At 65.1% G+C, this 14,519-nt stretch carries 4 protein-coding genes and 3 pseudogenes; 1 reads left to right on the plus strand and 6 read right to left on the minus strand.

All coding sequences use genetic code 11. The features are described from left to right. The first annotated feature begins 43 nt into the window (after nt 1-43). On the plus strand, nt 44-2,608 hold the full coding sequence (locus tag OHA98_RS41520) for an FG-GAP-like repeat-containing protein (protein ID WP_266933593.1): 2,565 nt from the start codon (nt 44-46) through the stop codon (nt 2,606-2,608). 334 nt (nt 2,609-2,942) lie between these two features. On the opposite strand, the pseudogene OHA98_RS41525 reads toward OHA98_RS41520, so the two are convergent. The 6 genes and pseudogenes from OHA98_RS41525 to OHA98_RS41550 form a co-directional block, all read right to left on the minus strand. Continuing rightward, a pseudogene (locus OHA98_RS41525) lies at nt 2,943-3,645 on the minus strand (transposase); the annotation flags it as partial. Nucleotides 3,646-3,666: 21 nt separating this feature from the next. Next, nucleotides 3,667-3,960 (minus strand): annotated as a pseudogene (locus OHA98_RS41530) (integrase core domain-containing protein); the annotation flags it as partial. Between the two features lie 7 nt (nt 3,961-3,967). Next, nucleotides 3,968-5,365: an IS30 family transposase gene (locus OHA98_RS41535; protein WP_266927527.1), complete on the minus strand. Its 1,398-nt coding sequence runs from the start codon at nt 5,363-5,365 to the stop codon at nt 3,968-3,970. Between the two features lie 47 nt (nt 5,366-5,412). Beyond that, nucleotides 5,413-6,326: pseudogene (locus tag OHA98_RS41540) on the minus strand (IS3 family transposase); the annotation flags it as partial. Nucleotides 6,327-6,808: 482 nt separating this feature from the next. Beyond that, on the minus strand, nt 6,809-7,255 hold the full coding sequence (locus tag OHA98_RS41545; protein ID WP_266933594.1) for a hypothetical protein: 447 nt from the start codon (nt 7,253-7,255) through the stop codon (nt 6,809-6,811). A 199-nt stretch (nt 7,256-7,454) separates the two neighbouring features. Next, a complete protein-coding gene (locus OHA98_RS41550) occupies nt 7,455-14,519 on the minus strand; it encodes a polymorphic toxin-type HINT domain-containing protein (RefSeq protein WP_266933595.1) in 7,065 nt (2,354 codons plus the stop codon).

A 14,519-nucleotide genomic window follows, 5' to 3' on the forward strand; every position in this document is an offset into this window, starting at 1 on the left:
GCGGCGCTCCACCACTTCCCTCTTCATCACGGTCGTTCTCGCGATGACCTTGCTCGTCAGCGTCGGGGACATCAAGCCCGCCACTGCGGCGAACGATGCCGGCTGTGCGTCGTTCGGCTCGTCGTTCACCGCACAGCCCATCGCAGGTAACGGCACTGGGCTACGCCTGGGCTGCGCACGTGACGCCGGGAGCTTGCGCTCCCTGGCGAAAAGCGACGGGGACATGGTCGCGGTCATTGATTTCAAGGTCACAGAGCGGCCGGATCAGTGGCGGCAGGTGATGAACCAGATGGTCGACACCACTCGCGCCGACATGGCCAGAGGGTTGTCCCTGAGCAAGGCCCTCACACTGCGGTCACAGCGGTACAGTGGGGGTTTCGCCCCGCAGACCAACAGCGTCACCTTCGGCGGGAACATCCACACCGTCGACGACAGCATCGTCCTCGTCGTGCCTGCCGGAGACATCGGCACCGCCGGATTCTGGGAGGGCTTCTGGAAGAAGTTCGTAAGTAACGCAGCCGGTGTCGCGGTGGGCGTGGCCAGCACCGCCCTATGCCTGCTGGCGTTCAACGTAGGGGCTCCGGCGGCCGCACCGGTCTGCGGCGCGGTGGGCGGGGCCCTGCTCTCGGGTGTCGCAGAGTTAGTCGGCGTCGCTCTGGACGGCAAGCCCATCGATGCGACCGCGTGGGGCCAGGCGCTCGGTTCCGCGGCGTGGGGCGCGATCGCCGGAGCCTCTGCCGGCTTGCTAGCCGAGTACCTTGCCGTGGGCGGCCGCGGGCTAATCGCGAGCACTCAAGAAACGCTCCGCCGGTACGCAACGATCTTCACCAACTGGCGAGCGCCGCTGAATTTCCTGGCCGACCTGCTGAGCCCTGACATCGCTCAGATCATCGCTGACACCGTGCAGCGACTTGCGCGGGGCATCCCCAGCACCCAGATCAGGGTCATGGCGTTGGGGTCGTCCAGCACCTGGGGCGAGGGCAGCTCCGACGGGAACGGCTACCGGGACACCGTCGACGTGGGGCTCCAGGGGATCGCCGAACGCAACGCCCAGCAGGCCGGCAACGCCAGCGCACGTCCCGCCGCCGAGGTGGGAACGCTGGGTAGCGACGACACCACCCCCGAAGTGGACTGGGTGGGATCGGTCCGGGTGGGGACGATGTCGGACCGGGAGACCGAGGGCTGGCGGGGATATCGGATCAACGAGATCGCTGGCAAGGCCGACTGCTCCGTCAAGCGCTACCGTCCCAATGTCATCACGCTCATTGCTGGCGGCAACGACGTCATCATGAATTACCAGATGGATGGCGCGGTCGGCCGGCTGGAAGCACTGATTGACCAGATCACCACGGACGTCCCGAGGGCCACGGTGCTGGTGGCTGGAATGCAGCCCTTCCTCGACCCTGCCCGGAACGCGAGGGGAGAGGCGTTCACCGCCCAGATCCCCGCTCTCGTAGACCGGTTGGTGGCACGCGGCCTGTCGGTGGTGTACGCGGACACCACCGCACTGGAACCCGCCGACATCCACACCTCTGACGGCATCCACCCCACCGATCGGGGCTACGACAAGATCGGCGCGGCGTTCCTCAAGGCAGCCAACGTGGCTAACGACCGGCGTTGGATCTTGGAACCGGTGGGACAGGTTCCTGAAGGAGCATCCGACGCCGACTCCTGTCCGACAAGGGACGACGGCACCGGCGCCGGTGACAACGGCTCCAGCCAGCTGGGGCCTGGCTGGGATGACCACGGTGTCATCCAGGCCCAGCAGTTTCCCTCCACGAACCGGTTCTGGATGGTCGACGTGAACAAGGACCGCAAGGCCGAGTTCGTGACGGTCGACGAGAAACAGAATTTCCGGTTCTGGTGGAACAGCGGCCCCTCCGGCAAGAACTGGACCCCTTTCATCGAAGGCGAGAACTCCTATACACCCCCCGCCGGAGCGGTCGGCAATCAGCTACGCTTCGCCGACCTCGACGGTGATGGCTTCCCGGACTGCGCCGTGGTCGATTTGACCGGGCGGATACGGGCCTACACCTGGAAGGCCGAGAACCCGGCCGGTCAGCGCATGTGTATGAACAAGTACAACGGCCTCGCCGATGTCTTCGATCAGGGGTCGCAAGGGGAAATCCTGCGCACCGACCCGACCACCAAGATCCGGTTCGCCGATGTCACAGGCGGAGGCCGGGACGACTATCTGCTGATCAAACCGGACGGCACGACGACCGCCTGGTACAACAGGGGCTTCCAGAGCGAAGCTGGCCGCAGATGGCTGGACTGGACGCCTCCCCACACCATCAGCCGCGCCCTGCAGAAGCCCAGGGAGATCAGATACGCCGACATCAACGGGGACAAGCGCGCCGACCGGATACTGATCACCGCCAGGGGCGGCGCCAGAGCTTGGATCAACGAAGGGGCAACAGGCGCGGGCGGAACCTACCGCGACATCGGCAAGATCGCCGCTGACGGGAACCTTCCGCCGAAGGACATCCAGTTCGCCGACCTCGACGGCGACGGCAAGGATGACTTCGTCCGAATCGGCTGGACCGGCGTCACCCACGCCTGGCTCAACAAACTCCCCGCAAGCTACTTCAACTCCTTCCACCCGTAAGCCATCTCCACCTCCACGGACGACCACCCGCGCATCCCTGCGGGTGGTCGTTCCCCGTTCTCCCACACCTCAAGGAACGGGCTGTTCGATGGTCCGGTGCCCAGCGCGCGGCGGGCGGGCGTCACCATCCGGTCAGCCGTCGGATGAACGAAGTACATCGCCTCGCTGCCGGTGTCCTCTAACCTCGCCGTTTCGGTTGGGCTGATGCGGCGTTGCTGATCACCAACTGGGGCGATCCAGGCGATTTTGTTTGCCTGGGGCATGGCGGGGGCCCGGCGCGGTGGTCGGGGTTCTCCGATGTCCTTCGGGTTGTGGGCGCGCGGGGGACGGCCGCTCAGCCAACTGGTCGAGGCAGTGCGGCAAGGCGGTGGAAGGCCGTGACCAGTTCGTTTCTCCAGGGCCAGGTCGCCGAGATCCGTAGGCGGAGGCGGCGGCCGCCGCGGGTGAGGCGGGCGGCGACGTGCAGCAGCCGGTAGCGGAGCTTCTTCGGCTCGGCAGCCGCGAGTTCGCCGTCCAACAGCAGGACGCGCATCCAGGCCAGCAGATCGACCGCCGCCAGGCTGAGTTCGAGCCAGACGGCGTTGATGGAGAAGTCACGGGAGAGGGAAGCGGCCAAAGCCGGTGGTCTTGCCGCAGCGGATATGGTCCTCGACCGTGGCATGCCCGCGGTGACGGGCCTCCAGGAACTGGGCGGAACCGCCACCGGAGTACGGGGTGTCGGTGAGGAACACTTGATGCCGCAGGCCCTCGTCCTGATCGAACAGGGACAGTTGGGCTCCGGGGTGCGGTCGCTCCCGGCGCACGATGATGCGGGTGCCGGCCGGGTAGCCGGCAAGGTCGACCATGCCGGTCAGCTCTGCGACCTCGGCGCCGTCGCGAAGTGTCCCGTTCTGGTCCAGGGCGGGGTGCCAGACCTGCTCAGGCAGGGTCCGGATCGCGTGGCGGACCGGCTCGGTGACCGCGTGCCCGACCGAGAAACGCAGGTCCAGGCCATGCTCGCGCAAGGTTCGGATGTGGGTGAGGAAGTGAGGTGACCCCCGGAGTGTGGACACAGGGGTTCATGCTGCGAGTGAGAGTTTAGCTGTCTTGTGGTGGTGCTGTTCGAACTCCATCGGGGAGAGGTAGGAGAGCGCGCTGTGTCGGCGTCGGGCGTTGTAGTAGGTGAGCCACCGGAATATCTCGAGCCTTGCCTGAGACATCGTCACGAACACTCTCCTGTGCATCGTTTCTCGCTTCAGTCCCTGCCAGAAGCTCTCGGCCAGGGCGTTGTCGTAGCTGGAGCCGACCCTGCCCATGCTTCTGCGGATGCCGTGCAGGTCGCAGACCTGGGCGAACGCGGCCGAGGTGTATTGCCCGGACTCAATCGGTTGTCGCAACACCGGCTTCTTGAGTCAAGAGTAGGTGTTCGTTGAGGGCTTCAGCGGGTGTCTTCCATCCGAGGGTTTTGCGGGGGCGGCTGTTGAGGGCGAGTGCAACGGCTGCGAGGTCGTCTGTCTGCCATCGGGACAAGTCCGTGCCCTTCGGAAAGTACTGCCGCAGCAACCCGTTCGTATTCTCGTTCGTGCCGCGTTGCCACGGGCTGTGCGGGTCCGCGAAGTAGATTTCGAGGCCGGTGTCGACGCGGAGCCGGGCATGCTGTGCCAGTTCTTTGCCGCGGTCCCAGGTCAACGAGCGACGCAGCTGCTCGGGCAGCGTGGTGATCGTGGAGGCGATCGCGTCCCTGACGGCCTCGGCCCCCAGACCGGCCAGCGCCGGCCCGTTCTTCACCCTCGGCTCGGTGCCAAAGCCTTCCATCCGGGGCAGGTGCAGCAGCATGGTAAACCGGGTCGTGCGCTCGACCAGAGTGCCGATCGCGGACTTGCCGGTGCCGATGATGAGGTCGCCTTCCCAGTGTCCCGGGACTGCCCGGTCCTCGGCCTCGGCCGGTCGTTGGCTGATCATCACCTCGGGGGTGACGTGCCCGTTCGCCCGCCGTCGGGCTCGGGCGCGGGGAACCCGCAGCGCACGCCCGGTACGCAGACAGCCGACCAGCTCACGCTTGAGGGCTCCACGTCCTTGGATGTAAAGCGCCTGGTAGATCGCCTCGTGCGAGATGCGCATGGACTCATCATCGGGGAAATCCGTCCTGAGCCGGCCCGCGATCTGCTCGGGACTCCAGGCCGTCGCCCACCGCCGGTCCTGACGGCGGGGCTTGTTCCGTCCCTTCCACCGAGGCGTCTTCGGCCCGGTGACCTGTGTTCCGTCCGGACGACGTACATCCCCGGCGAGCCGGTCCTGCACATACTCACGCAGCCGTTCATCGGCCACGAGCTTCGGCGTCTTCGGACGCCGTGCCGCCAGTTCCGCCTTCCACTGGGCGATCGAGGCCCGGTAGCCGAGCTGCCCGCCGCGGGTGGCCGCGTTGCGTCGCAGCTCCCGCGAGATGGTCGACGGATCCCTGCCCAGGCGGCGTGCAATCTCGCGGACTCCCAGGCCCTGGGCGTTGAGCAGCGCGATTTCTTCGCGTTCCGTGAAGGACAGGTATCTGCCCGAGGGCGTGCTGAGCTGGATCGACGGCATGCCGCCACGTTCACGGAACCAACGGGACCCCACCACTGGGGATACGCCGCACGAGACCGCCGCCGCCTCGCTGGTCATCCCCTCGGCGATCTTCATCCAGAAAGCCCGCTCCACCTCCCGACGGATTGGGGGCCGTCCCGGCGACCGCATTGCCGGACGCCCCGTCAGCCGCGTGGCCCATCCCGCTGGCCGACCCATCCAACACCTCCAGGGTCGAGGTGTTGCGACGATCAGTTGAATCCACCTTGCGATCCGCGGTCCGCGTGGAAGATCACTCCGGCCACGTCGCCGCCGCGGGTCGCGACCGCGGCCTGGAGCGCGTCGATGACGAGCTCGGCCCGCATGTGCGGGGCCATCGACCAGCCGAGCACTCGGCGCGACCGGATATCGATGACGCAAGCGAGGTAGAGCCACGCGGCTCCGACCTGCACGTATGTGATGTCGCCGCACCACTTCTCGTCCAGCGTACTGGCGGTGAAGTCCCGCTGGACCAGGTCCGCCACTGGCGGCGCGAGGCGGTCCGGGATCGTGGTGCGCTTCTTCTTCCGCAGGTGACGGCCGACGATGCCGTGCTTGCGCATCAGCCTGGCCACGCGCTTGTGGTTGACCGTGTGGCCGAAGCCGCGCAGTTCGGCATGGACTCGAAGCGCGCCGTAGTTCCCGCGGTGTTCGGCATGGATTTCGCGGATCTCCTCGACCAGGGCGTCCTCCTCGAACTGCCGCCCCGCCCGCGCCTCGGCGCCGGTGATCCACCGGTAGTAGCCCGAGCGGGAGACCTCCAGTACCCGGCATATCCGCTTGATGCCGAACATTCCGGCGTGGGTGGAGACGAAGTCCCAAGCGGCGGTCTTCACTTCATCTCCCGGGCGAAATAGGCCGCTGCCCGACGCAGGATCTCGCGTTCCAGCTGCCATTCCTTCTCCGCCTTGGCCAGCCGCGCGTTCTCCGCGCGCAGCCGGGCCAACTCGGCCTCGGTGTCCTGCGACGCGCCTGCGGCGACTGGACGACCGTCGGCATCACGCACCCAGGTCCGCAGCGTTTCGGGGTTGACGTTCAGATCAGCCGCGACGTCCTTGAACGTCCGCCTGCCGGCCGAAGCCCGCCACAACGCGATCGCGTCGGACCGGAACTCCGCACTGTACTTCGAGGGCCGTGCCACGTAGATCTACACCTTCCAGGATCAGCAAGATCCATTGTCAGGTGTGTCCACACCACAGGGGTCACCTCATCCACCAACCCACCCCTCTGACGCGCCGCACCCGTCAGACGCAGACTGGCCCCGCCACGACACACGGGCCAACACACCGCACGACATCACTCCAAGAAGTGACATCCACGCGATGCAGACACATCCTGCAGCTCTCTACCGCTATAGACCCGGCATCAGGATCACCCACGCTTCAGCAGCACTCTTCAGCCCCGAATCGGCGCGATGCCTTCAGCAAACGACCGACCCACCCACCACCACCAGGCGCAACCCGGAACTGAAAAGGAAACACCAACCACTGAAATCTAGAAGCCGACCATCATCGCGAGGGCTGCGGGATGGGTATCACTCACCCAGCAACCAATGTACGAGCGGCGCAACCTCAGATGGTTTCAGAATTGGCCACATTCGACCTTTCTAGGCAAAACCATGAACTACATCGATCCGGATGAGAAGGTAACAATGGGGCCATCTTCGGAACCGATAACCCGAACATCGAAACTCCGGTGAGGAAATTCGGCAGACAACGCAGCACCCCACGTTTTTGCAACACATGCGGCAAAGAAATCCTGCGCCCGCCAGTCCTCTTCGACATCATCCGAATCGACAATCTGCCAGACTCGCAGCTGATTCAGTGTCGCCTCAATTTTTCGAACGTCACCGGAGAGACTCTCGCGCCATGCCTTAAAATTCGATTCTTCGTAAGCACGATCCCACAGCACACACCCCTCCACTTCGACAAAACGCGGCCAGAAGATCCGGGAGAATGCCACCATCATTCCTAGATCGCCATGACCTTTCACATAATCTAGGTAATCAACTCCCCCTCCCCATTCCTCCACCCAGGACTTGATTCCGGGGTAGTCCATCGGGTCATTCATGGATAGCTCCTCGCGTCACTTGCGTAGGGTTCAGCCATTCGAGCCACCCAGAGAGATGGCGGCAAACCCACAGAGATTCACAAATTCAGAGACCTCAGGCGCCCGCCATGTTACTGCGAGCGCCTGAGGTGATGCATTTCTACCAGTATTCAATTATTTATGAACGGCTTGCATGTCAGCCATCCATATTTAGCTCGGCCTACCGGCAGCCGCATAGCTCTTCCTCGGGGCGTAGAGGCCGCGGCATCTTCTCCCAGTTGCGAAAAACCTGGCCCGTTTTTGGATTGACATGCTTGGCCATATCGAGAATGTGTGGGGCCGGTATTCCGGCATGCGGTGCTGAGTCAGGATCGAGGTCTGCGCGCTGGGAAATTGCTCCTTCCTCATCATAACGCGCATACGCAGTAACCGTCCCGTCCTCTTTCTGACGGAAAAGCGTCTCCCCGGGGTTAGCAGTCTTGGGAAAGCGTCCGCTGACGTGCCGCGCACCCGAGAGACTCAATCCCCCTGTATTGCAGTTGTGAACGAGTACCGGCGTCTGACCAGCGAGTACATAGTACGCGTGGATGTCCTCGATGCTGAGGTCGTGGGTTCGCTGACGCTGGGTGTAGTGCTTGACTTCGGATATCTGGACGTGTGTGCCTGCGCTGGTGCGGAGCAGCTGTCCGGCTTGGAGGTCTCCGGCCTGGATCCATTTTTTCAGGTCGGGCGCCCAGAAGGGGTGTGTATCGGTTGCTACGATGCTTGATTGGCCGTCGTCTACGGATACGACGATTTCAGTGAATGCCTTGTCATCCTCCGTGGTGATCGTCTGGGCAACTTTTTTCTCGACCGTTTCTCCGGTCTCGACATCGGTTGTGGTTACAGTGTCGCCGACTTCGATGTCTTCGATGGCTTTTCGTGTACCGTCCGCCAGGAGAACACCAGTTCCCGGCAAGAAGCTATGACACGCCTTCGCGACCTTTGCAATCTTGCGTGTTGCGGCAGCCAGGACGACATCAAATGTGATCTTGGCTGCGCCTTCCGTGGATCTCCCGTCAATGAAATCGTCAGCAATTTCACTGCCTCTGGCAATAATTGATTCTGCGAATCCTACTCCGGTTATCTCTTTCATTTTGCCGGTCACATACTCAGTGCACGTGCCGTCGAGCGTGACGCAGTTATACCCGTTCTTAAGCTCGTCGCCTACCGCACCAATCAGGCCGGTGCCAAACTCTCTGCCTTGTTCCACGAGAGCGTCGGCAAAGGAGGACAGCCACCCCCCGCCACCGCCGTTACCACCACCGTTACCACCACCGTTACCACCACCGCCGTTACCACCGCCGTTACCACCGCCGTTATCACCGCCGTTACCACCGCTGTTACCACCGCCGGCAGTACCACCTGTGCTCGGCGACGGGTGCGTGGTGATCGGGAAGGCTGGGTCCGGTTTGCCGCTGTTGTTGCCCGGTTGGCAGTGGCCGTTGCCCGGGTCCAGGCAGGTGCCGGTGGGATCCGAGTTGGTTGCGGGAGCTTGGCCGGCGTAGCTGTATCCGTTGAGTGTCTGGTGTTTGTCGAGTTCGAGGATAGGGTCGACGCTGATGAACTGGCCGATTCCCGGGTCGTATTCGCGGGCGCCGATGTGGGTGAGGCCGGTGGTGGTGTCGGTCGGTTTGCCGAGGAATGCCTTGTCGTCGGGCCAGGTGATGGGTTCAGTGCCGCGGGGGGCGCCGAAGGGGGTGGTGTAGCGCTTGGTGATGTCCTGGGTGGTGGCGTCGGTGGCGATGCTGCTGGTGCCGTGGTGGTCTGCGGCGAGGAAGCTGATCTTGCTGCCCGGGGTGCCGAGCGTGGATGTGCGGACCGCGATGTTCTGGCCTGCGGCGCTGTAGTAGCGGGTGCCGGTGACCGTCTTTGTTGTGCCCTTGGTGGTCAGGTGTACTTCGGTGGCGCCGAGGTAGAGGACGGTGTCGCCGTCTCCGGTGGCGCGGCGGATGAGGAGTTCGCCGTCGGCGTCGTAGAGGTAGGTGGTGCCGAGGGCGGGCTTGGTGCCGGCTGCGGGTTCGGTGGTGGAGGCCAGTTCGCCTTCGGTGTTCCAGGTGAGGGTCTGGGTGGCCTGGGTGCCGGGGCGGTTGGTGGTGTTGCCCGCGTCGTCGTATCCGTATGCCGCGGCTTTGGCTCCGGTGGTCTTGACGAGGGGGTGGGGCTGTCCGGTGGGTGTCTGGTATCCGTAGGTGGTGGTGGCGTCGCCCGCGGCGGCGTGGGCGGTTTCGGTGGCCCGTTGGCCGGCGGTGTTGTAGGTGTAGCTGGTCCAGTACGGGGCGGCGCCGTCGAGGTTGGCGGTGGTGCGGCCGGTGGTGGAGCAGTCGGCGGTCTTGGGGGTCCAGGCTTCGGTGAGGCGGCGGTCGTTGTCATAGGTGAAGCACTGGTTGTCGGCCTTGGTGGTGCCGCCGAGGGTGGTGGGGTCGAGGATGGACTGGACGTTGCCCGCGTCGTCCTGGGTGAAGTTCAGGTCCTGCAGCATGTACGCGTGGGTCTGGTCGGTGACGTGGCTGCGGGTGAGGCGGCCGGTGCCCGGCTGGTACGTGTTCGTGATGTAGGTGTTCTTGGCGCCTGCGCCGAGCGTGAGCTGTTCAACCTCGCCGAGTGCGGAGTAGCTGACGCCGAGGAGGTAGGTATTGGTCCCGGTCAGCCCTGTGGTGAGGCCGAGGGAGTTGTACTTCGGCTGGACGATCTCCTTGGGGAGGCCGGCGACGCCGGGTTCCTTGGTGTTGTTGAGGGAGCCGTCGAGAAGGTAGTCGGTGCCGAAGGTGGTCGTGGCTGCCACTGCGCCGGAGGTGACCAGCGGGTCGTCGGCGGGCAGTACAACGTCGGTGCTGGTGGCCCGGCCGAGGGTGTCGTAGACGGTGACCTGCTTGGTGTACTTCTTGCCGGTGGCGCCGCCGACGTAGCGGGTGGAGCCGTCCGGTTTGCCCTTGAGGAGGGTGTCGTAGCTCCAGTCGGCGAGTTTGTTGGGGTCTGTGTCGTCGGTCTGCCAGAGGCCGGTCTTGCGGCCGAGTTCGTCGTATTTGTAGAGCAGTTTCGTCTTGCGGGCATCCTCGGTCAGGCTGATCTGATCGAGCTCGTTGTACTCGGTGGTGGAGATTCCCTTGTCCGGGTCGGTCGTCTCAATCTGGCGGCCGAACAGGTCGTAGGCGTAGGTCCACTTGGCGTCGTCGATGCCGGTGATCAGGGACTGCTTGCCGTCAGGGGTGTAGTCGTACTTCACCCGGGTGTAGGAGGTCCCTGTCGTGGCGCCGTACGCGGTGTCGTTCGGGGTGGTGCCCGCGTAGGTGCGTGTCTCCGTGGTGCGGCCCAGGACATCGGTAATGGTCCGGGTGGCATTGCCGCCCTTGACCGCGGTGGTGGCCGTCGAGTCTCCGGTGTAGCTGGTGGTGGTCGACCAACGGTCCACGCCGAACACGGTGAAGGTACTGGTCGCGGGGCGTGCTGCCGCGTCGTAGGTGGTGCGGGTCAGGGCCGGCGTGTGAGCGTAGGAGGCGCGGGCGTATGTGCCGTTCGGGGCGGCGAGGTTGTCATAGATGTCGGCGTACGTCTCATAGGCGAGGCCGCGTGAGTCGTAGCGGGTGTCGGTCAGGATCCGGCCGCCGAGCGGTGAGGTGGTCTGGGTCTGGATCGGGCGCAGCAGGGCGTCGGTGATGGCGTAGCTGGTCTCGTAGCTGGTGCCGTTGGCTTTGAGGGTGGCTACGGAGGTCCAGGGCTGGCTGCCGCGGGCGATGTTGTAGCCGTACTTCGCTGTCGGGCTGTCGATGCCCTTGGAGCGGTTGGGTGCCCAGGTGTCGGTGATGCGGCCGAGTGCGTCGTAGGTGTTCTCGGTCTTCTTGAGGTTGGCGTCGAGGGTGCTGGTGACGGATCCGCGGGCGGGGTCGAGATAGGTGTAGTTCTTGTGGGTCTGGCCGTTGGAGGTGAGTTTGGGGGCGGCGACGACCATGGTGGTGAGGGGGCCGGCCGCGGCCGGGTAGTAGGTGGCGGACCTGACGTTCTGCTTGGCGTCCTCGACGGTCAGGGGGCGTCCGAGTTTCGCGGTGGCTGTGTCGTAGGTGGTCTTGGTGACCGTTTGCCAGCCGCCGTTCACTGCGGGGTGGCGGTCGCTGGTTCCTGCGGCGATGGGGTAGGCCTTGGCCCTGCCGGTCCAGGTGGCGAGGCCGAGTGTCGGGGTCTGGGAAGTGGTCCAGCCGGTGGCGGTGGTGTTGTCGTAGACGACGGCGGTGTCGGAGAGTACGTCGCCGCGGGTCTTGGAGTTCGCGGGGAGGTTCAGTTTGTCGTCGGTGACGATCGCCCCGGCTGTGTCCAGGCAGGCGGTCCCGATTGTTCGGGTGCGGGAGACGAGGCTGGTGATGCCTTTGTCGGGGTTGCGGGCGTACCAGGTGCGGGTACAGGTCTCGTCGCCGGTCTTGGCTGTGTTTCCGGCTGCTGCGGTCTGCGTGATCATGCCGTAGGTGGCGTCGTAGGTGTATGCGGTGGAGTTGCGGCGCCAGGTGTTGCTGATCGGCAGGTAGGTGTAGAGGGAGGAGAGGGCGGGGCGGATGAAGTACGCCTTGGTGTTGGCGTAGGACCGTTGCTGGCTGGCGGTTTCCTTGGTCCAGATGTTGTGGAAGGCCAGGGTGACGGGTGCGGTGCCGTTGTAGGTGATCTCTTCGCGCAGGAATCCCGCGTACATGTCGTGGTCGGTGAGGTCGGAGGCGTTGAGGCCTGCGACGTCGATGCCGGCGACGGTGGCGGTGCGGGTGGCGGTGGTGTCTTTGCGTTTGTCGCCGTGCATGCCCTGCATGTACAGACGGACGGTTTTGGACTGGGTGTGGTTCGTGTCGCCGGTGTGGGTGGTGACCTTCTGGTAGCCGCGCCAGCTGGACCAGGTCCGTTCGTCCTCGGGGGTGAAGGGGTCGTTGTTGTAGTGCCAGCCGGGGCTCTCGTAGGTGTAGGAGTTCTCTACGGCCTCGTTCTGGCCGGCGGGGTCGGAGGTGGATACGGAGGTGACGTTGTACTTGTGGAACCAGTCGAGTTGGGGGTCGCCGCCGTTGACGGGCCAGTACACGGGGTAGCAGGACAGGTTGTTGTCGTCTTCGGCCGTGGGCATCTTGCTGCCGCGCACGCACTGGGGGTCGGACAGGGTGACGGTGGTGATGGCGCCGGTCTCGGTGGTGATGGTGTTGATGCGGGGACGGGTCAGCGGGAGGATGTTGTCGGTGGCGTCGACCCGGTTGGGCCGCATGTGGTAGCCGAATTCCACCGGGGGTACGGCGATGGTGCCCCCGTTCTTTCCGGTGCGCTGGAGCGTCTTGAGGGTCAGTGTCTTGTCGGAGGGGTTGCCGATGTCCGCGCCGTCCAGGAACTGGTAGGTCAGGGCGTAGTTGTCGACGGGCTTGTACGCGTCGGGCTCGGCGGCGGTTGACCAGACGCTGGTGTCGATGCCGGTGAGCATCTTGCGGGTGAAGAACGCCGGTCCCTTGGGCAGGCACTCGGATTCGTCTGCGCTGCAGATGGCGTCGAAGGGAACGTCGGGCCAGTTCTTCGCGGTGTCCTTGGTCAGGGAGGAGCAGTCCGATGCGGTGCAGCGCTCCTTGTAGGTGAACTCGACCTTGCCGGACGGGTTGCCGGTGAACAGGGTGTCGGAGCGCTGTCCGTACCTGATCTCTTCGAGGTGGCCGCCGCGGGTGTAGGCGGCGAGTTCGGTCTTGTCGCCGTTCTTTGCGTAGTGGTTCGTCTCCGCCTTGTACCAGTAGGTGGAGGCGTTGCCGTGGACGTCGGTGATGAGGTCGAGGTTCCAGCGCCATGCCTGTGTTTTGGCGCGGCCGGAGTAGCCGGTGCCGGAGGAGTAGCCGGGTTCGGCGGAGTCGTCTCCGAAGACGGGGACGGTCCAGACGGAGTTGGTGCGTTCGGTGCCCGCGCCGGGGAGTTTGTTCAGGCCGAAGGTGTAGGTGGTGCCGTCACCGGTGACGACTTTCCAGTACTCGCCCTTTCCGTCGCCTTTGCCCGAGACGATGTCGTCGCCGTCGTCGTTGTTGGCTGCTCCGGTCTCGTGGGTGACCTGGGAGGCGTCGTCGTTCTTGAGACGCCACACACCGGTGGCGTCGTCCTTGACGAGTTCGGTGGCTTTGCCGTTCAGGACGAGGGAGGCGTTCTCGTACTTCCAGCAATGGTCCTGTTTGTCGGTCTGGCCGTCGTCCTCGCAGGATCCGTATTTGCGCTCGATGTAGGAGGAGGTGAGGTCGAATCCTTCACCGAGCATGGTGCCCTGGTTGTTCGTGTTCGAGGTGCGGCCATCCGTGCTGCCCGAGTCGTAGGACAGGGACAGGGACGGTGAAGGGCCGGCAGCTGCCGGTGGCACGGTGACCGGGTAGGACCAGGTGAAGGAGCCGGACGAGCCGCCCGCTTCCCAGGCGGAGGAAGCAGCCAGCGGGGTGGCCTTGTAGTCGCCGGCGCCGGAGGCAGCCGTCTGTGAGGTCGCCGTCACGGCGAACACTCCGGCCGGTGTCTTGTTGGCTGTGGTGGTGTCCGTCCCGGGGAGGGTGACTCGGGCGGAGACGGTCTGTGCCGCGGCGTTGTTGCGGAAGGTTACGGGGGTCTGGGTGCGGCACTGGGGTTTCTGGGGGCTGGTCAGCGCGCATGCGGGCAGGGACACCAGGCCCAGGCGGGGACCCCAGTTCCCGCCGATGGCGTCGGCGAACGTCGCGTAGTCGACGGTGATGTCGGCGGTGCCCGGGGACTCGGCGGTGGCGGTGAACACCACGCCGGTGATGCCTGTGGTGCGGGAGGTCTTCTGGTCGAGGACGCTCACGGTGGCGGAGCCGGTGGCCGGGGTGGCCGTCTTTGTGTTGCGTGCTGCGGGCTTGGCGGGGGGCGGGGCCGTGACGGACACGGTTGCCGCCTGCCCGGGCAGGCCGGTGATCTTCTCTGTTGTGGTGGATGCCTTCGGCCAGTGAGCGGCGTGCGGGCTGCGTGCCTGTGCGGCTTGCCTGCTGTTGGCCGCCTTGTTCTTCGCTACCCGTTCGCGGTCCTCTTTCGCCCCCAGGGCGCTGACCGTCTTCACCTTGCTGACCCGGGGGGCCGGAAGATCGGGTCTGCCCAGAGGATCGACGGCGGCGGCCACCGGCGTCAGCACCGCGGGCACGGACAATGCCAGGACCAGTGCCCCGACCACGGGTATGCGAAGTGTCGCGGCGGCGCGGGCGGGGCGCCGTCGGCCGCGTCGCTTCAGGAACGAGGGGAAGGATCTGGGCACGGACAC

Source organism: Streptomyces sp. NBC_00654 (assembly GCF_026341775.1).
Taxonomy (GTDB): Bacteria; Actinomycetota; Actinomycetes; order Streptomycetales; family Streptomycetaceae; genus Streptomyces.

Coding starts and splice junctions, on each gene's coding strand:
- OHA98_RS41545 (WP_266933594.1), bottom strand. CDS start 7,255: ATGAATGACCCGATGGACTACCCCGGAATCAAGTCCTGGGTGGAGGAA.
- OHA98_RS41520 (WP_266933593.1), top strand. CDS start 44: ATGACCTTGCTCGTCAGCGTCGGGGACATCAAGCCCGCCACTGCGGCG.
- OHA98_RS41535 (WP_266927527.1), bottom strand. CDS start 5,365: ATGGGTCGGCCAGCGGGATGGGCCACGCGGCTGACGGGGCGTCCGGCA.